The sequence below is a fragment of the Bacillus mobilis genome, assembly GCF_001884045.1.
Taxonomy (GTDB): Bacteria; Bacillota; Bacilli; order Bacillales; family Bacillaceae_G; genus Bacillus_A; species Bacillus_A mobilis.
In genome coordinates this window covers 444,536-462,156 of the sequence record NZ_MACF01000119.1, presented here as the reverse complement: position 1 = coordinate 462,156, position 17,621 = coordinate 444,536, and the positions used below count along the sequence as shown (strand labels likewise).

Sequence of the window (17,621 nt, the reverse complement as noted above, 5' to 3'; positions counted from 1 at the left end):
ATTTACAGGAGAATGCTAGGTTTCTTATTTTTACTAATGTTATAATAAGAAAAAAGTACGAAAAGAGGTCATCTCATGCTAGAGGTTATTGCAACATGTTTAGAAGATGTGAAACGAATTGAACGAGCTGGCGGGAAGCGAATTGAATTAATTTCATCTTATACAGAAGGCGGTTTAACGCCGAGTTATGCATTTATTAAAAAAGCGGTAGAAGCAGTACATATACCGATTCACGTTATGATTCGTCCGCATGCGAAGTCTTTTACATATACGGAAGAAGAAATTGAAATGATGAAGGAAGATATCATCATGGCGCAGAAGTTAGGTGCAGCTGGTGTTGTATTAGGTGTATTAAACGAACGAAATGAAGTGGATGAAGAGAAATTAGCGGATTTACTATCTGTTGTAGATGGAATAAATGTAACGTACCACCGTGCGATAGATGATATAGAAAATCCAGTAGAAGCGATGAGGATTTTAAAGAAGTTTCATAAAGTGACTCACGTGTTAACTTCAGGTGGACAAGGAAATATAGTAGAGAATATTCCGGTGCTTGCAGAAATGCAAAAGGTAAGCGAAGGTCAAATTCAACTTGTTGCTGGAGCTGGTGTGACGAAAGAAAATATAAAGCGATTGCTAGATGAAACTGGAATTACGCAAGCGCATGTCGGTACAGCGGTAAGAGAAGGGAAATCATGTTTTTCTGAAATTGATCTTAATTTAGTACAAGAATTAGTTCAAATCATACAATAAACACGTAAGAAAGAGGAGAAACGATGAAGGAAAATACGAAGAAAGAATTATTCTCATGGGCTAAAACGATAGGATTTACACTAGTATTAATCGCTATTATTCGCGGTGTTTTATTTACACCTTCATTAGTACAAGGCGAATCGATGATGCCTACTTTAGAAAATAACGAACGAGTGCTCGTGAATAAGATTGGTTATAGTATAAGTGGATTAGAGCGCTTTGATATTATCGTCTTCCACGGTAAAGAAGGGTACGATTTAGTAAAACGAGTAATTGGTTTACCAGGCGATACAGTTGAGTATAAAAACGATGTGTTATATGTAAACGGAGAAGCGATGGAAGAACCATATTTAAAAGAGTTTAAAGAAAAAGCGGCAGGCCGTGTATTAACTCCAGACTTTACGTTAGAACAAATTACAGGAAAAACGAAAGTGCCAGAAGGCCAAGTGTTTGTTTTAGGAGATAATCGTGAAGTTTCGAAAGACGGTCGTATGTTTGGATTTATTTCAGAAGATGAGATTGTCGGAAAAGGACAAGCTGTTTTCTGGCCGTTGAAACAAGTAAGAGCGTTATAAAGCATGTATGGGAGAAATATTCTTCCGGTGGATTTAAATCACATTTTTTGTAAAACTGAATGTTCATTTAAGAAAGACAGAGGTCATTTTGATTATTATTTTTCAAAATGGCCTCTGTTTATTTGAAGATAGTATTGCAAGGAGGGAATTTAAATGATAATGAAAGAAACAGAAGTTATCTTAAACAGGAAAGGAGCCAGGAAAGTAAACGAAATTCCTAAAGAGGTCTTACAATTACTACAGCAAGGGAAAGTAGAAAGTGTAAATCTAACAGAATGGCTAGCAATAAATCATATTGAACTACTTAAAAATGTCTTACCTTCAATAGGACTCAAGAAAAGTTTGGAATGTATAGTAGCTGAATTAGAAAAACAGAACGTTGAAACAGGAATGAAAGTCATACGAATAACAGGAACTTTATTGGATGAAATTATACTCAAAGAGTATGAAGGAAAGAAGGAAGACATACTGTTAAAATTATCTGATCATATTTCAGATAGTGTACGATGTTGGGCAGCGTTTATGAATAAAAAATCAAATAACACATTAAAAGATACATTAACGTACATTCGACCTTTTGCGGCGGATCATCATTTTGGTGTTCGAGAAATTGCTTGGATGTCTATTAGAGAAGATCTTTCACAAAATATAGAAGAAAGTGTGGAATTGTTAGTAGAATGGGCAAAAAGTGAGGATGAGAATATTCGTAGGTTCTCTGTAGAATCTATTCGTCCTCGAGGTGTATGGAGTAAACATATTGAAGTATTAAAACAAGAACCTGAAAAAGCACTTCCCATTCTAAATTTACTTAAATCAGATTCATCAAAATATGTACAAGATTCGGTTGGAAACTGGTTAAATGATGCAAGTAAAACGAAACCAGATTGGGTATTGAACCTGTGTGAAGAATGGGAAAAGGATACTGATATAAAATCAACTAGTAGAATTATTAAAAAAGCTAAAAGAACGATTTTGAAAAATAAGTAATATGTAACTAATAGACTTGTTAGTTGTACGAAGGAACAATCAATCGTGTTAAAAAAAGAATATTTCGAATAACTAGGAGAAGAGCATGTATTGATCAATACATGCTCTTTATATTTTTTTTATATTAGTGTTATGAATGAAAGCTAACCAAATTTCATTTCAAATCTAAACTCCCGTACTTTTTATTGAAACTTTTATTCTAATAGTTTTGTGGCAACATGTACTTTGGAAAGTGCACCGTCTCTATTTCTAAAAATAATTTTATATTCACCGTCAGGAAGCCAATCAGTCCAGTGAATATCGAATTCACTTATCGCTTGTTCCCCAGGTTTTAAAGTTCCGTCAATCATCCAAGCACTTTTAGCGTTATACAAAGTATAACTAAAAGGAGAATCACCTGTATTTTGTACAAGAACGCTTAAGTTATCTCCATTAAAATAGTTGAAATTATAAGTGGTTGATCCGAAAAATGCAACGTCTTCGTTAGTTATGGTACGTTGTTCAATTTGAGAGTGTAGATTTGTATCCTCGCTTGTCGCAAATATCACAGTATAACCCATACAAAAAGATAACATAATAGCAGGAATTACTAGCAGCTTTTTCAAAAGAAACACTCCTTATATGTTGTTATATATATCATGATAATTGAAGTATATTGGAAATGTAATAGTTTAATGTAAAAATTTACAAATGCATTTAATTATTTACGTTTTTAAAATTACTGACAAAATATATCGGGTCATACGCTTAAAAAAATATTGATAGAATTGAAAGAATATTTTATAATTTTAAATTATACATTTGTTTCGAAATACGGAATTAAAGTTCCGAAATTCGGAACAAGAGGGAGATAGAATGAGTATAAATAAAACGGCAGTTAAGACAATGGATATTTTAGAGTTGTTTTATGAGCATGAAGAGCTAAGTTTAACAGAGATGGTTCAGCTTACGAGTATGCCGAAAACATCTGTTTATCGTTTAATTGGCTCGTTAGAAGAAATGGAGTTTTTACAAAAAAATGAAAAGGGGAAATATCGTCTAGGAGTCGTTTTTTTACGCTTCGGACAACTTGTTTCACAAAGGTTATCCGTAAGAAATATTGCGATTCCCTATATGAAAGAGCTTAGAGATAGTTTAGGGCAGGCGGTTAATTTAATTATTCAAGATGGTAATGACGCAATTTATGTTGAAAAGATGGAAGGTGTTCAGCCTGTACGCGTGTATACAGCGGTTGGTAGAAGAGCTCCACTTTATGCGGGTGCATGTCCGAGAATTTTACTATCGTATTTCTCTGAGGAAGAGAAGCAGAAATACGTAGAGGAAACGGATTTAAAACAGTTTGCGGATGGAACAATTGTGGATAAGGAACAATTGCTAGAAGTGTTACAAATGGCGAAAAAGGAAGGACACACAATTAGCTACTCTGAGTTAGAAAATCATACAGCCGCTATAGCAGCGCCCATTTTTGCAAGTGATGGAACGGTTGTAGCGGGGATTAGTATTTCGGGATTAGCAATTGAGTACAGCGAAAGTAACATTTCATATTTTATTGCGAAGGTGAAAGAAACAGCACATCGCATTTCGAAAGAACTCGGCTTTTTGGCATAGAAAGAGGGAGTGGGATGAAATTTTCTGCGTTAGGGGATCAAGCAATTATTGTTACATTTGGTGAAGAAATGGGGATGGAGACATACGAAAAAGTGCAGCGATTATTTCAAGCGTTGAGACGGTACCCATTTACAGGAATGGTTGAGTGTGTGCCGTCTTTCACTTCATTAGCGGTCTACTACAATGTATACGAAGTATGGAAGCGAAATGGGAGAAGTGAAGGGCCGTATCATTACGTTTGTCAATATATAAAAGAGTTGTGTGATTCGTATAAAGAAGATGTGAACCAAGATGTGAAACATATTTCTATACCTGTTTGCTACGGGGGAGAATATGGACCTGATTTAGAAGAGGTCGCGCATTATAGAGGATTACAGGTAGAAGACGTCATTCGTATACATAGTGAAACAACATATTTTGTGTATATGTTAGGTTTTACACCAGGATTTCCGTATTTAGGAGGGCTATCAAAAGAACTAGAAACACCTAGAAAAGAAACGCCAAGATTGCAAATATCTCCTGGTTCGGTAGGTATTGGCGGAAATCAAACAGGTATATATCCGCTTGAAACACCAGGAGGATGGAATATTATTGGCCGAACCCCAATCTCCTTATTTAATCCAGAAGAAGAAACACCAACCTATATTCAAAGCGGTATGTATTTACGATTTATCCCAATAACGAAGGAAGAGTACGTATCACTTGAGGGGGCTAAAGAATGGATGTAGAGGTTTTACATGCAGGAATGTTTACAACAGTCCAAGATTTAGGGCGATCTCATTATCAACAATACGGTGTACCAGTTGGCGGGGCCATGGATCAAAATGCACTTCGAATGATCAATATGTTGGTCGGTAATGAAGAGAATGAAGCAGGAATTGAAATGACGATTATGGGACCTAAATTGTTAATTAAAAAAACGACTTTACTTGCGATTGGCGGAGCGGATATGGAACCTTTACTGAATGGAGAGCGTATTCCATTATGGCGCCCCATTTTAGCAGAAGAAGGTAGCATGCTTTGCTTCGGAAAAGTGAAAAGCGGTTGCAGAGCGTATGTGACTTTTGCAGGCGGTATACATATTGATCGCATAATGGGAAGCAAAAGTACTTACATACGTGCTGCGATTGGTGGTATAGAAGGAAGGATGCTGAAAAAAGGAGATTATTTTCAAATTGGTACGCACTCAAAATTAGCGAGGCGTTTCATTCAAGACTTACAAAAAGATGAGCGAATCAAAACAAAATGGGTAATTAGCAGCAGCGTACTGCCAAAGTATATGAAATATCCTAAGCTGCGTGTCATAACTGGTTTTGAATATGATCAATTTACAGAAGAAAGTGTAAGGACATTTTTTACGAAAGAGTATAAAGTGTCTAATTACGCTGACCGTATGGGATATAGAGTTGAGGGAGAAGTTTTAAATAGAGTGGAAGAAAAAGAGATTTTATCGAGTCCCGTTACATTTGGGACCATTCAAGTTCCAAATGGTGGACAGCCAATTATATTAATGGCAGATAGGCAAACGACAGGTGGCTATCCGAGAATGGGCAATATTATTTCAGTAGATTTACCACTTCTTGCTCAATTAAAACCGGGGGATTACGTTTCTTTTGAGAAAATTACGCTGGAAGAAGCGGAACAATTGTACATAGAACAAGAAGTAAATATGAATCTATTAAAGAAATTCGTCGCTTTACGAGGCTGACAATAGGAGGGAAACATCGTGACGAAAATCGATTTAAACTGTGATCTAGGAGAAAGTTTTGGAGCTTATAAAATGGGGAATGATAATGAAATTCTTCCGTTCGTGTCCTCTATAAACGTTGCTTGTGGTTTTCATGCGGGTGATCCGACTGTAATGAGGAAAACGGTCGAAAAGGCAATGCAGCACAACGTAGCAATTGGTGCGCATCCTGGTTTTCCTGATTTAATTGGATTTGGAAGAAGAAATATGAACGTTTCACCAAATGAAGTATACGACTATGTATTGTATCAAATCGGTGCATTAGACGTTTTTGTGAAAGCAGCAGGCGGGAAAATGCATCATGTAAAACCGCATGGTGCTCTATATAATATGGCGGCGACTAATCCGGAAATTGCAGATGCAATCGCAAAAGCAATTAATCATAGTAATCCAAATCTATTACTTTACGGATTAGCAAATAGTGAGGCGTTTATACAGGCTGCGGAAAAATACAATATAACTCTCGTACAAGAAGTTTTTGCTGATCGGACGTATAAGCAAGATGGGACATTAACGAGCCGGACAGAAGAAAATGCACTCATAAAAAATGAAGACGAAGCGATAAAACAAGTGATTCAAATGGTGAAAGAAGGCTATGTAAGAGCGGTGAATGGAGAGAAAGTGACAGTTCAAGCGCAAACGATTTGTTTACACGGTGATGGAGAGAAAGCGGTCCAATTTGCGGAAAGAATATACAGAACATTCGAACTTGATGGCATTTCAATTTGTGCACCGAAATAAAGTGAAACTTTAATCAGTGGGGAGGTTCATCCCCCGCTGATTATTAGTTGAACCAATCGGACATTTACGGGCAGTTAACTTCCCATCTAAATTTTTTTGACTTAGTCGAATTTTGAGGTAGGAGTTTTACAGCCCGTTAAAGCGGGATAAAAAATAGGGGGAAGTGCTGGGATGATTAAATTAATCGGAATACTACTTGTTGCAGTGGGCTTTTTATTTAGATTAAATACACTTTTAGTAGTTATGGTAGCAGGTATTGTTACTGGTATGGTTTCAGGATTAAGCTTTTATGATGTGATTAGCATGTTCGGTAAATTTTTCATAGAAAATAGATATATGTCTATGCCGATAATACTAACTTTACCGGTAATCGGAATTTTAGAGCGTTACGGTTTAAAAGAAAGAGCAGAAGCACTAATAACGAAATCAAAAGGAGCAACAACTGGAAGAGTATTAATGTCATATTTTACGATAAGAGAATCATCAGCAGCACTTGGACTGAACATTGGTGGTCATGCACAAACAGTCAGACCGCTCGTAGCACCGATGGCAGAAGGGGCTGCGCAAGGTAAATATGGTAAGCTCCCTGAAAAGTTAAGAGAAAAGATTAAAGCAAACGCAGCAGCTGCGGAAAATACAGCTTGGTTTTTCGGAGAGGATATATTTATCGCGACTGGTGCGATTTTATTAATGAAAGGATTCTTCGATTCAGTAGGTATGCATGTCGGTGTGTGGGATATGGCGCTTTGGGGCATTCCAACTGCAATATCAGCGCTTATTGTGAGCTGGATCAGATTTAGAAGATTTGATAAATATATAGAGAAAACGATGACATCAAAAGAAAAAGAAGAGAAGGAGGCAATATAAAATGAACATTATCACAATGGATACAATTTATTACGTATTAGGTATAATCGTTGCCTTTATCGCTGTTCGTATTGCATTTGATCGTGAACATCCAAACCGATGGGGTTCTAGCTTATTTTGGGCGTTATTTGCAGTTACATTTTTATTCGGAAATGCAATCCCTTCGTTTTACGTTGGCTGTATCGTGCTCGCTATGGTCGTGTTAGCTTCATTAAACAAAGTAACAAAATCAGAGGAGAAAGAAGTACCGGTACAAGAACGTGTGAAACATGCTGAGAAATTAAAAAATAAAATTTTTATGCCTGCACTATTAATTCCTATTTTTACAATTATCGGTACGTTAACGTTAGGCAAAATCAAATGGGGAAATGTTTCCCTTGTTGATCCAGATAAAGTAACGCTAGTAGCATTAGCACTAGGGGCATTACTTGCATTCGTTGCAGCGATGCGTATTACAAAATCGAAAATAACAACGCCTGTACAAGAAGGAAGCAGACTATTACAAGCTGTCGGCTGGGCTGTTATATTACCACAAATGTTAGCAGCACTTGGCGGTATTTTCGCAAAGTCTGGCGTTGGACAAGTCGTTTCTGATTTAGTCGGACAAGTATTACCGACAGAGTATCCGTTCGTTGCTGTTATGGCATATTGTTTAGGAATGATGCTCTTTACAGTCGTAATGGGAAATGCATTCGCAGCGTTTGCCGTAATTACTGGCGGAATTGGTTTACCTTTAATTGTACAAATGCACGGAGGAAATCCGGCAATTATGGCAGCACTCGGTATGTTTGCTGGATATTGCGGAACGCTACTTACGCCAATGGCAGCAAACTTTAATATCGTTCCGGCAATGCTTTTAGAGCTAAAAGATAAAAATGCAGTTATTAAAGCGCAAGTACCAATTGCTCTTTCAATCTTTATCATCAATATGTTTATCATGTACGGCCTTGTATATCGTTTCTAATTAGGAGGGAAAACTATGAAAACAGTATTACTAACAGGGTTCGATCCGTTCGGCGGAGAAAGCATCAACCCAGCTTGGGAAGTCGCAAAAAGTTTGCATGAAAAAACAACCGGAGAATACAAGATTATTAGTAAACAAGTACCAACTGTATTTCATAAATCAATACAAGTTTTAAAAGAATATATAGAAGAACTAAACCCTGAAATGATTATATGTATCGGACAAGCTGGAGGCAGACCAGATATTACGATAGAGCGTGTCGCAATTAATGTTGATGATGCGAGAATTGCTGACAATGAAGGGAATCAACCGGTAGATGTACCGGTTGTAGAAGAAGGACCGGCTGCTTATTGGTCTACGCTTCCGATGAAAGCAATTGTAAAAAGACTTCAAGAAGAAGGGATACCAGCTTCCGTTTCACAAACAGCAGGAACGTTTGTTTGTAATCATTTATTCTACGGTCTCATGCATGAACTAGAAAAACAGGATAAGAAAATAAAAGGTGGATTTATTCATATTCCGTTCTTGCCAGAACAAGCGAGTAACTACCCAGGCCAACCGAGCATGTCACTTTCTACTATTCGTAAAGGGATAGAATTGGCAGTTGAGGTAACGACGACAGTTGAAGTGGATATTGTTGAAGTTGGGGGCACGACACATTAAATAACAGTAGATTAAAGAGGGCTGATGTGGCCCTCTTTTTGTATTTGTATTTTATAATTAAAGATGCAGTATAGAGAGGAAGATGGTTGGGAGCGGTCTAACATATATGGAAAAAGGATAAAGTTAACTGGTATAAATATGATAATATTTATATCGTAATAATTTTATATTATCGAAACGTTATTATATAATATTTGGTGTATTAGGGAATTAAATGAATAATAGATATTGGAGTTGAACGATATGTTAGAGCAATCTACAACAAGATTAAAAGAATTACTGGAAACATGTGATGATACGGATTTATTAGAATTAAATGAATATATATTCGGGAAGGGAGAAGCTTTAAAATCAAGGGAGGAAATTATTGCGGAATTACAATATAGTGGAAGTAATGATGTGGCCTACTTGTTTAGAAATATATTTTTAAGTGATACTCCTGGAGTACATTATTTAGAAATTGTACGTGATGTATGTGATAAATTAAATGTAAAATGGAACGATTTTGAGGGGGAAGAAGAGTTAGAAGTAAAGATACTAATAACAATTTTGCAGAAGCATTGGGAAAAAGCTGATGAAATAGAAAAGGAAAAGATAAAGGCAATGTTTGATGAAATGGGTATAAAAAATATAGATTGGGCAGCGGGATTTCCGATAGTAAATTTATTTCTGATTTTGGGTGCTAGGGTAGGAGGATTTATGACATATCAAATTGCTGTCATTGTTGCCAATGCAATAGCACAAGTTATTTTAAACAGGGGACTAACTCTTGTTATGAATCGAGTACTAACGAAAGGATTATCAATATTTTTAGGACCAATAGGAATTATTCTTAACATAGGGTGGTTAGGTATTGATATAGCAGGTCCAGCTTATCGTAAAACTATTCCATCTGTTGTACATATAGCGTATTTACGCCAAAAACAAAAAAATGAAAATTAAGTGAATCAATTATTCAGCCACTATAAATTATATTATATCGGTCTATTCTCCCAAAAAATAAGCGTGAAAAAATAGAGGGAGAAGGGATCCTAGTAAAGGATGTATTGCATTCAACGAAACGACTCATACAACACCTCCTGTAAACAACTGGTATAATAATTATAGGAAAATACATAGAGGTGATTTTTATGCAATTTGAAGAAGTACGTTCAATTTTAGAAAAAGCGAAGAAAATTACAGTGTTAACAGGTGCTGGTGCAAGTACGGAAAGTGGTATACCAGATTTTCGTTCAGCAAATGGATTATATGCTGATGCAAATGTGGAGATGTATTTATCAAGGGGATATTATAATAGAAGCCCGAAAGAATTTTGGAAGCATTATAAAGAAATATTTCAAATTAATACGTTTCATCAATATAAACCAAATCGCGGCCATCGCTTTTTAGCTGAATTAGAAGAACAAGGGAAAGATATTACGATTTTAACGCAAAATATTGATGGTTTACATCAATTAGGTGGTAGTAAGCATGTCATTGATTTACATGGAACACTTCAAACAGCACATTGTCCAAAGTGTAAAGCGGGATATGATTTGCAGTATATGATTGATCATGAAGTGCCTCGATGCGAGAAGTGTAATTTCATTTTAAATCCAGACGTTGTTTTATACGGAGATACATTGCCGCAATATCAAAATGCGATAACACGTTTATATGAAACAGATGTACTTATCGTTATGGGAACGTCATTAAAAGTGCAACCCGTCGCTTCATTCCCACAAATCGCAAAGAGGGAAATAGGGGCAACGACAATTTTAGTAAATGAAGAGTTGACAGGGCAGGAGTATAACTTTGATTTTGTTTTTCAAAATAAGATTGGTGAATTTGTTGAAGGGGTATCTTCAATGAAATAAGTTATCGAAAAAACTGAGGTATTCACCTCAGTTTTTTATTTGGGGAATCACAGTTTAAAGCATTTCGATAATGTAGTAACCACATCTCTATAATTTATAAAAAAGTGTTTCGTAGGTAAAACAGCAGAGTATGAAGTAATATTATCTTTAGTGAATACACAATCGTCATAAAGTAAGCTAATATGTAGCTGTTGTAAAGGTCCTATTTGGTGCTGCTTTAGGTATAAAACTAAGTCATTATAAAGTTGCGTGCTATACTCACTTACAGACCATTCTAATGAAAGCTGACCTGCTATGCTAGTCCACCATACTTTAAAACTACATACTAATTCTTTAAAGGAGTCTTTATTACATAATTGAGTGTCAAAAAGCTTTTCATAAAAGATATGGTTTTCCTCATAAAAAATTTGTAAATCATAGCGGTCGTTAGCAATTCGTTTACGAAGTGTATGCCATAATTCTTTGAAATTCGCTTCAAAGTCAGTGGAGAAATTTACTTGTTTTGCTATGTAAGGAAACCGCAAATTTTCATTATTTTCTTTTTGGTTGAGATAAATATTTTGAATATAAATCATAAAGTTTAAACAATATGACGTATTAGTATGTATTGTAAATGAATCTGTCATTTCATTTTCTCCTTAGTAGTGTCTTTTATTGTTAGTATACAAAGAAATGTAAATGAATGGTATAAAAAAACGATTGTATACAATCTTTCTTTTAGAATAACATTCATGTTATTCCTTAATAAGGGAATGGTAATAAATAGGTTGTAAAATTAAAATACTGAAAATTAAATCTTTTATTTCTTTAGTAATTAATATAAAATTCTATATATATCATATAAATAAATTTGATACATAATGATTTTGCGTAGAAATGTTAATAGAATGAAGCGAGGGAGCGAAATGAGACAGAAAAAGGAGCAGAAGAAACAATCGAAAAAGAAAAAGACCCATATTCCATTTCGATTAAATGTACTATTTTTTATCGTCTTTCTTTTATTTTCAGCTATTATAATTCAATTAGGTAAAGTACAAATCATTGATGGAGAAACGTATAGAAATGAAGTGAACAAAAAGGAAGATGTAACGGTAAGCACTCCTGTTCCTAGAGGGAAAATGTTTGATCGGCAAGGTCAAGTGATTGTAAATAATAAACCACTACGAACCGTTACATATACGAAAATGAAAGGAGTAGATTCGAAAGAAGTTTTACAAGTAGCAAGAAATTTAGCCCAGCTAATAGAAATGTCGCCAGAAGATATCAATAAGTTGACAGAAACAGATAAAAAAGATTTTTGGATGCAGTTAAATGAAAAACGAGCAGCAGAAAAAGTAACGAAAGAAGATGAGAGTGCATTTAGGAAGCAAGAGATAGAGGGAAAAGAATTAGATAAAAAAGTTGAAGAGTTGCGCCGTGAAAGAATTACGCCAGAAGAATTAAGTGAACTATCAAAAGAGGATCTAGAAGTACTAGCAATTAAAAGTAGGATGAATGCGGGATATAAAATGACGCCGCAAATTGTTAAAAAAGATGTAAGTCAAAATGAATATGCAATCGTAAGTGAAAGATTGGCAATTTTGCCAGGCGTGGATACGACAGTGGATTGGGAACGTGAATACCCAAATGATAAGATACTTCGTTCTATTCTTGGTAGCGTTTCTACTGAAAATGAGGGCTTGCCAAGAGAACAGTTAGATTATTATTTAGTGCGTGATTATAACCGAAATGATCGCATTGGTAAGAGCTACATCGAGAAACAGTACGAAGATGCATTACATGGAACGAAAGAACAGTCTAAAAATATTACGGATAAAACGGGAAATATTATTCGGACAGAAAAAGTGACTGAAGGAAAAAGTGGAAATAATTTAATGTTAACAGTGGATATGGAGTTACAGAAAAAAGTAGAGGAAAGTCTTGAAAAGAATTTACGAGCATTTCATTCTGCAGAGCCGATGATGGATCGTGCGTTCGTTGTAATGATGAACCCGAAAAACGGGCAAATCTTATCAATGGGTGGCAAGAAAATTGTAAATAAAGATGGCGGCATGCAAATAGAAGACTTCGCTTTAGGAACGATGACAAGTTCTTATGAGTTAGGGTCAACTGTGAAAGGGGCTACGTTATTAGCCGGATATCAAACTGAAGCGATTAAACCGTATACGCACTTCTTTGATGCACCAATGTATTTTAAAGGAAGTTCTAAACCAAAGAAATCGTGGAAAGACTTTGGTGATATTGATGATTTAAGAGCTTTACAAGTTTCATCGAATGTTTACATGTTTAACACTGCTTTAAAAATGGCAGGTATAAATTATGTACCAAACAATCCGTTAGACATTAAACTAGAGACATTTAATAAAATGCGCTACTACTTTAGACAGTTCGGATTAGGTGTACCGACTGGAATTGACTTGCCGAATGAATCGATTGGTCAAATGGGTAGAACGGATAACATACCTGGTTTTTTACTTGATTATGCGATTGGGCAGTACGATACATATACACCGCTGCAACTTGCTCAATATATTTCAACAATTGCAAACGGCGGTTACCGAATGAAACCACAAATTGTACAAGAAGTGAGAGAGCAACCACATAAACCAGAGGATGTTGGAAAAGTTGTTCGCTCTATTGAACCGGTTATTTTAAATCGAGTGGATATGGACACTTCATATATTAATCATGTAAAAGAAGGATTTAGAAGAGTTTTTCAAGAAACTGACGGGACAGGTACTGGGACGTTTAAAGGATTACCGTATAAACCAGCTGGAAAAACAGGAACAGCTGAAACAGTATATGGTGGAGAAAGTGATATTGGAAGAGATGAAAACTATAACCGAAAAAAATGTTATAATTTAACTCTTGCCGGTTATGCACCATATGATGCTGATCCGGAAGTTGCTTTTTCAGTTGTTGTACCTTGGGTGAATGATGATAAATCAGGAATTAATTCCGCGATTGGTAAAGAGATTTTGGATGCGTATTTTGAATTGAAAGCGAAAAGAGCGGGTGGAAATCCAGTCCCAGTAGAACAACAGAACAAGCCACAGTAAAAATAGTATCACTGCATGGAGACTTATTGTGCAGTGATCTATTTTTTGAGTTAAAAAGCGTTTAAATAAGGTGGGAATGGATATGAAGCAGGAGATGAAAAGAGGCTGGGGGAAATACATACTCTTCGTGTTTGTTTTAGTAGTAGCCTATCATTCTTTTACTTTATGTAAAGTGGAAGGAAAATCAATGCAACCAACTTTATATGAAGAAGACTACGTATTTGTAAATAAAGCAGCAGTACATTTTTCTAATTTAGAGCACGGAGAAATTGTCATTATAAAGGAAGAGGATGAATCGAAATATTATGTAAAACGAGTAATAGGACTTCCTGGTGACGTAATTAGCATAACGAATGGATCAGTATATGTGAATGATAAAAAGCAAGAAGAACCGTATACAAATAAAGATTTATTCAATAATACGCAAGTGTTTTATAACTTTCAAAAGACAAAAATCCCGCCAAATAAGTTATTTGTAATGGGTGATAATCGTGAACTTAGTAGAGATAGTCGAAACGGCTTAGGGTATATTGAAGAAGATAACATAATAGGCAAAGTGGAATTTGTATATTATCCTTTTTCAAAAATGAAGATCATAGAATAAGTGGGGTTTTGTATAACCCCACTTATTAAAGTTTCACTTTATCTTCTTTAAATAACCTTTTGGATTAAATGATATGAAAAATTTATGTTTAGATTCATCGATTATGAAGTTGTTATTTTTAGCTAAAAACTCTTCTACAGCTTCCATTGGACCAGGGCCCCAATCAGGATAGAGTGGATTTCCGTTAATACTTGTATCTTCTACAATCAAGTAACTGCCTTTTGTTACAATAGATTTATAAAGTAACAGTTCTTTTGAGACATGCTCTTTACTATGATCAGAATCTAAAATAACTAAAATCACATCATCAGGTTTGCGCATATTTAAAATTGTTTGGACGGCCTGTACAGAAACAGAAGAAGCTGTTAAATACGTAATTCGATCATGTGATGGTCGATTTGGTTGAGGGAATATATCGATAGTAAGTACATGACCTTTTCCAATTAAATCTAATAAAGAAGCTAAATACAGTGCGCTACCACCATAACACGTACCACATTCAATAATTAAATCGGGTTTTAATTCGTAAACAATTTCTTGATACAAAAAAAGGTCAGAGGGAAGTTTGAAAATGGGGACACCGAGCCAGTGTGTGTCATGTAACCAAACGTTGCTGTCGTAATAAAGTTTTAGAAATTCATTGCTTATAGTATCGATGTTAATTCTCCTTTCTAAAAAGGATTCTTTCGCTTTACGCAAAGTGTTTACGTATGAAAGTTGTACTATATATTATGTAGTAAGGAATTGTAAGGCGAGTGTTTTTACTTAAAAATAAGCTAAATAACTCATGTGTAAATGAAAGAGAATGGACATATGTATAAGTACACAATTTGCTTCATTAGAGAAGGAAATGAAAATGATGTGAAGGAGATAACTTAAATTATGGCATTCAAAAGTGAGGAAGAACTAAATGAAGCTATCCAAGAAGCTAAAGCAAGTCTAGCAATAGAGAGTATGATTATTACAAAAGAAATGGAAAAAATTATTAAAGCGAAGGTAACAGGAAAGATAACGCACGAGCAATTTATCGCATTAGCTGATGCGATTGCAAGGCATGAACTTACTTAACAATCTAGAAGGCACCACAAACTTTTGCTAAATAAACGAGGAAAAAGAGATGGTAGATCCAACTCTCAGACTGTAGACAAACTATTTTGGAGAGTTCAGAGGCTAAAAAATAGTTTGTCTCTTGCTTTATGGCGAATTTATCCAACAATATATATACGTAGTACGTTCTATGCTACAATTTAATATAAGTGAGGAAGGAAGGTGTCTTATGAAAATATCTGTTTATGTTGCAAGTGCATTTAGCAAGGATCATAAAGGCGGAAATAAAGCAGGAGTGGTATTTATGGAGAATATATTGACTACTACTCAAAAAATGGATATAGCCAAACAACTGGGCTATGCGGAAACCGCATTTATATCAGAATCTGAAATTGCTGATTATAAAATTGAGTATTTTACACCTAAAGAGGAAGTTGATTTATGTGGTCATGCGACAATTGGCTCTTTCGCGATACTGATGCATGTAAATAAACTTTTCAAGAATCGCTATACGATTGAAACGAACAGCGGTGTTCTTACTATTACCATAAAAGATGACATCATATTCATGGAACAAAACGAACCGATATTCTATGATGTTATATCTCCAAATGAGTTGATCGCCTGCTTTGACATTAAAGATATAGACAATACATATCCAATTCAAATTGTCTCTACGGGCTTAAAAGATATTTTAGTTCCTATAAAAAGCGAAACACAATTACATACACTGGAACCTAATTTTGAAAAAATTAAAGAAATCAGCAAGTATTATAATGTTGTCGGGATGCATCTATATACTTTTAATGACAATCGAATTATATGCAGAAACTTTGCTCCGCTATATGACATTAATGAAGAAGCAGCGACTGGAACTTCAAATGGTGCATTAGCTTGCTATCTTTATGAACAGCGCTACTTACAAAAAGAAGACTATGTATTTGAACAAGGTTATTCTTTACACTCGCCTTCCGAAATATTAGTTAAATTAGCAACCGATAGCAACAATAAAATAGAAAAGGTTTATGTTGGCGGCAAAGGCTATTACTGTGAAACTAAGTATTTAAATTTAGAAAATATTGAGTGAAAATAAAAAAAGAGATGGTAGATCCATCTCTTTTTCATATGCTCCATGATTAACTGCGAATCGCCTTAATCATAAAACGATGTTGCTTCACATCAAAATAACCTTTTTGTAAGATGAATTCATGTATACGATATAATTCCTCATAATACCTTTCAACAGTGAAATCAGGAATTTGCCACGGAATCGCTTTTAAATAATAGACGATAGCGCCAATGTCATAAAAGCGTTGAAAAGGGAACTCTTCTTTTTCTTCTAAAATAGTAAATCCATTTTCCTTTAACTCACAACATGCAGTTTCAAGCGACCAACTTACAAATTCGCTATTTAGCGGTGAGCAAAACTGCTCATTAAGTTCCGCGCAATCAAGACCGCCAACTTGTTGGGTAAGAAATATTCCATTAGGAGCAAGGAGTCTGTTTACCTCAGGTGCAGCATATGATTCATGTTGATTTATGATCAAATCAAACTGACTATCTTGAAATGGTAAAGTAGTATCATCCGTTACCTCTACAACTGTAACCCCTAAAGGTTCTAATTTCTTCCGAGCGATTGGCACGTTTGGAGCGTAGCCCTCAGTAGCATAAGTAGTTGACGGGAACGGTTGTAACATAGATAAAAACTCTCCGCCACCAGTACCCATATCGAGCATTGATTCTGCATGCTGCATAAGCTGAAAAGCAGTGCTGCCGTACGACCACGATAAAGGCTCGCTCTTCATTCGACCCGTTTCTGAAATGAAAGAAAAATCCCAACCGCTAAAATTTGTATTAGCACTTTCTAATAAAGTTAAAAATAATGGATCACGTTTCATAATTGTATCCTCCTATTTTATAAGTAAATGGTATGATGAAAAAAGAAAAAAGGAGGACCTCTTATTAAAGGGGAACGGTTTTAAGTTTCGTGCTCGAATAGATTCATATAAATTCGCTCCTTGTGAGAATGGTTATTTATATATTCTGGATTTTTGGGTAGAATTCCTTTGAGGTATAAAAAAAGGTAGAGATTTAATGGATAAAGTTAAAAAGTCTGCTTGAGGAGAGGGCGACTCATTACGGTTTTATGG

General features: G+C 35.3%; 20 protein-coding genes. 16 read left to right on the top strand and 4 right to left on the bottom strand.

Annotated features, from left to right (window positions below; genetic code table 11):
* Window positions 1-75 precede the first annotated feature (75 nt).
* The 3 genes from BAQ44_RS22050 (at window position 76) to BAQ44_RS22040 (ending at window position 2,315) form a co-directional block, all read left to right on the top strand.
* Complete coding sequence (locus BAQ44_RS22050) at window positions 76-753, top strand: copper homeostasis protein CutC (protein WP_061676961.1); 678 nt, start codon at window positions 76-78, stop codon at window positions 751-753.
* Between the two features lie 23 nt (window positions 754-776).
* Complete coding sequence (lepB, locus tag BAQ44_RS22045; RefSeq protein ID WP_061676960.1) at window positions 777-1,328, top strand: signal peptidase I; 552 nt, start codon at window positions 777-779, stop codon at window positions 1,326-1,328.
* Window positions 1,329-1,481: 153 nt separating this feature from the next.
* Window positions 1,482-2,315, top strand: a complete 834-nt coding sequence (locus BAQ44_RS22040) for a DNA alkylation repair protein (protein ID WP_071723778.1) — start codon at window positions 1,482-1,484, stop codon at window positions 2,313-2,315.
* A gap of 194 nt (window positions 2,316-2,509) precedes the next feature.
* On the opposite strand, the gene BAQ44_RS22035 is transcribed toward BAQ44_RS22040, so the two are convergent.
* On the bottom strand, window positions 2,510-2,920 hold the full coding sequence (locus tag BAQ44_RS22035; RefSeq protein WP_071723776.1) for a hypothetical protein: 411 nt from the start codon (window positions 2,918-2,920) through the stop codon (window positions 2,510-2,512).
* Between the two features lie 250 nt (window positions 2,921-3,170).
* Here BAQ44_RS22035 and BAQ44_RS22030 point away from each other — a divergent pair, with 250 nt between their 5' ends.
* From BAQ44_RS22030 to BAQ44_RS21990, 9 genes are all read left to right on the top strand, one after another.
* A complete protein-coding gene (locus tag BAQ44_RS22030; protein WP_071723773.1) occupies window positions 3,171-3,923 on the top strand; it encodes an IclR family transcriptional regulator in 753 nt (250 codons plus the stop codon).
* A 14-nt stretch (window positions 3,924-3,937) separates the two neighbouring features.
* Entirely contained in the window at window positions 3,938-4,651 is a 714-nt protein-coding gene (gene pxpB, locus BAQ44_RS22025; protein ID WP_071723771.1) for a 5-oxoprolinase subunit PxpB, read from the top strand.
* Entirely contained in the window at window positions 4,642-5,631 is a 990-nt protein-coding gene (locus tag BAQ44_RS22020; protein WP_071723769.1) for a 5-oxoprolinase subunit C family protein, read from the top strand. The genes pxpB and BAQ44_RS22020 overlap by 10 nt, the downstream gene beginning before the upstream one ends.
* 18 nt (window positions 5,632-5,649) lie before the next feature.
* Window positions 5,650-6,411, top strand: coding sequence for a 5-oxoprolinase subunit PxpA (gene pxpA, locus BAQ44_RS22015; protein ID WP_071723767.1), 762 nt, complete (start codon window positions 5,650-5,652; stop codon window positions 6,409-6,411).
* A gap of 171 nt (window positions 6,412-6,582) precedes the next feature.
* Complete coding sequence (locus BAQ44_RS22010; RefSeq protein WP_061676954.1) at window positions 6,583-7,278, top strand: DUF969 domain-containing protein; 696 nt, start codon at window positions 6,583-6,585, stop codon at window positions 7,276-7,278.
* A gap of 1 nt (window position 7,279) precedes the next feature.
* Complete coding sequence (locus tag BAQ44_RS22005) at window positions 7,280-8,242, top strand: DUF979 domain-containing protein (RefSeq protein WP_063260354.1); 963 nt, start codon at window positions 7,280-7,282, stop codon at window positions 8,240-8,242.
* A 15-nt stretch (window positions 8,243-8,257) separates the two neighbouring features.
* Window positions 8,258-8,905: a pyroglutamyl-peptidase I gene (gene pcp, locus BAQ44_RS22000; protein WP_071723765.1), complete on the top strand. Its 648-nt coding sequence runs from the start codon at window positions 8,258-8,260 to the stop codon at window positions 8,903-8,905.
* Window positions 8,906-9,148: 243 nt separating this feature from the next.
* The gene (locus BAQ44_RS21995; protein WP_071723763.1) at window positions 9,149-9,847 is read left to right on the top strand and encodes a YaaW family protein; all 699 of its coding nucleotides are present in this window, start codon (window positions 9,149-9,151) and stop codon (window positions 9,845-9,847) included.
* Between the two features lie 188 nt (window positions 9,848-10,035).
* Entirely contained in the window at window positions 10,036-10,761 is a 726-nt protein-coding gene (locus BAQ44_RS21990) for an NAD-dependent protein deacylase (protein WP_071723761.1), read from the top strand.
* A 47-nt stretch (window positions 10,762-10,808) separates the two neighbouring features.
* On the opposite strand, the gene BAQ44_RS21985 is transcribed toward BAQ44_RS21990, so the two are convergent.
* Window positions 10,809-11,387: a hypothetical protein gene (locus BAQ44_RS21985; RefSeq protein ID WP_071723758.1), complete on the bottom strand. Its 579-nt coding sequence runs from the start codon at window positions 11,385-11,387 to the stop codon at window positions 10,809-10,811.
* Between the two features lie 279 nt (window positions 11,388-11,666).
* Between BAQ44_RS21985 and BAQ44_RS21980 the strand changes: the two genes are divergently transcribed.
* Window positions 11,667-13,820, top strand: coding sequence for a peptidoglycan D,D-transpeptidase FtsI family protein (locus BAQ44_RS21980; RefSeq protein WP_071723756.1), 2,154 nt, complete (start codon window positions 11,667-11,669; stop codon window positions 13,818-13,820).
* Between the two features lie 82 nt (window positions 13,821-13,902).
* Window positions 13,903-14,424, top strand: a complete 522-nt coding sequence (gene lepB, locus BAQ44_RS21975; protein ID WP_061676949.1) for a signal peptidase I — start codon at window positions 13,903-13,905, stop codon at window positions 14,422-14,424.
* A gap of 33 nt (window positions 14,425-14,457) precedes the next feature.
* Here the strand turns inward: lepB (BAQ44_RS21975) and BAQ44_RS21970 are convergent, their stop codons facing one another.
* Complete coding sequence (locus BAQ44_RS21970; RefSeq protein WP_071723845.1) at window positions 14,458-15,081, bottom strand: cephalosporin hydroxylase family protein; 624 nt, start codon at window positions 15,079-15,081, stop codon at window positions 14,458-14,460.
* 225 nt (window positions 15,082-15,306) lie between these two features.
* Here BAQ44_RS21970 and BAQ44_RS21965 point away from each other — a divergent pair, with 225 nt between their 5' ends.
* On the top strand, window positions 15,307-15,492 hold the full coding sequence (locus BAQ44_RS21965; RefSeq protein WP_071723754.1) for an antitoxin VbhA family protein: 186 nt from the start codon (window positions 15,307-15,309) through the stop codon (window positions 15,490-15,492).
* 208 nt (window positions 15,493-15,700) lie between these two features.
* The gene (locus BAQ44_RS21960) at window positions 15,701-16,558 is read left to right on the top strand and encodes a PhzF family phenazine biosynthesis protein (protein ID WP_071723752.1); all 858 of its coding nucleotides are present in this window, start codon (window positions 15,701-15,703) and stop codon (window positions 16,556-16,558) included.
* A 49-nt stretch (window positions 16,559-16,607) separates the two neighbouring features.
* On the opposite strand, the gene BAQ44_RS21955 is transcribed toward BAQ44_RS21960, so the two are convergent.
* Window positions 16,608-17,369: a class I SAM-dependent methyltransferase gene (locus tag BAQ44_RS21955; protein WP_071723750.1), complete on the bottom strand. Its 762-nt coding sequence runs from the start codon at window positions 17,367-17,369 to the stop codon at window positions 16,608-16,610.
* Window positions 17,370-17,621 lie beyond the last annotated feature (252 nt).

What these genes read in the sequence shown, in the direction of transcription:
- BAQ44_RS22050 (WP_061676961.1), top strand. Translation starts at nt 76, where the DNA reads ATGCTAGAGGTTATTGCAACATGTTTAGAAGATGTGAAACGAATTGAA.
- lepB (WP_061676960.1), top strand. Translation starts at nt 777, where the DNA reads ATGAAGGAAAATACGAAGAAAGAATTATTCTCATGGGCTAAAACGATA.
- BAQ44_RS22040 (WP_071723778.1), top strand. Translation starts at nt 1,482, where the DNA reads ATGATAATGAAAGAAACAGAAGTTATCTTAAACAGGAAAGGAGCCAGG.
- BAQ44_RS22030 (WP_071723773.1), top strand. Translation starts at nt 3,171, where the DNA reads ATGAGTATAAATAAAACGGCAGTTAAGACAATGGATATTTTAGAGTTG.
- pxpB (WP_071723771.1), top strand. Translation starts at nt 3,938, where the DNA reads ATGAAATTTTCTGCGTTAGGGGATCAAGCAATTATTGTTACATTTGGT.
- BAQ44_RS22020 (WP_071723769.1), top strand. Translation starts at nt 4,642, where the DNA reads ATGGATGTAGAGGTTTTACATGCAGGAATGTTTACAACAGTCCAAGAT.
- BAQ44_RS22010 (WP_061676954.1), top strand. Translation starts at nt 6,583, where the DNA reads ATGATTAAATTAATCGGAATACTACTTGTTGCAGTGGGCTTTTTATTT.
- BAQ44_RS22005 (WP_063260354.1), top strand. Translation starts at nt 7,280, where the DNA reads ATGAACATTATCACAATGGATACAATTTATTACGTATTAGGTATAATC.
- pcp (WP_071723765.1), top strand. Translation starts at nt 8,258, where the DNA reads ATGAAAACAGTATTACTAACAGGGTTCGATCCGTTCGGCGGAGAAAGC.
- BAQ44_RS21995 (WP_071723763.1), top strand. Translation starts at nt 9,149, where the DNA reads ATGTTAGAGCAATCTACAACAAGATTAAAAGAATTACTGGAAACATGT.
- BAQ44_RS21990 (WP_071723761.1), top strand. Translation starts at nt 10,036, where the DNA reads ATGCAATTTGAAGAAGTACGTTCAATTTTAGAAAAAGCGAAGAAAATT.
- BAQ44_RS21985 (WP_071723758.1), bottom strand. Translation starts at nt 11,387, where the DNA reads ATGACAGATTCATTTACAATACATACTAATACGTCATATTGTTTAAAC.
- BAQ44_RS21980 (WP_071723756.1), top strand. Translation starts at nt 11,667, where the DNA reads ATGAGACAGAAAAAGGAGCAGAAGAAACAATCGAAAAAGAAAAAGACC.
- lepB (WP_061676949.1), top strand. Translation starts at nt 13,903, where the DNA reads ATGAAGCAGGAGATGAAAAGAGGCTGGGGGAAATACATACTCTTCGTG.
- BAQ44_RS21965 (WP_071723754.1), top strand. Translation starts at nt 15,307, where the DNA reads ATGGCATTCAAAAGTGAGGAAGAACTAAATGAAGCTATCCAAGAAGCT.
- BAQ44_RS21960 (WP_071723752.1), top strand. Translation starts at nt 15,701, where the DNA reads ATGAAAATATCTGTTTATGTTGCAAGTGCATTTAGCAAGGATCATAAA.
- BAQ44_RS21955 (WP_071723750.1), bottom strand. Translation starts at nt 17,369, where the DNA reads ATGAAACGTGATCCATTATTTTTAACTTTATTAGAAAGTGCTAATACA.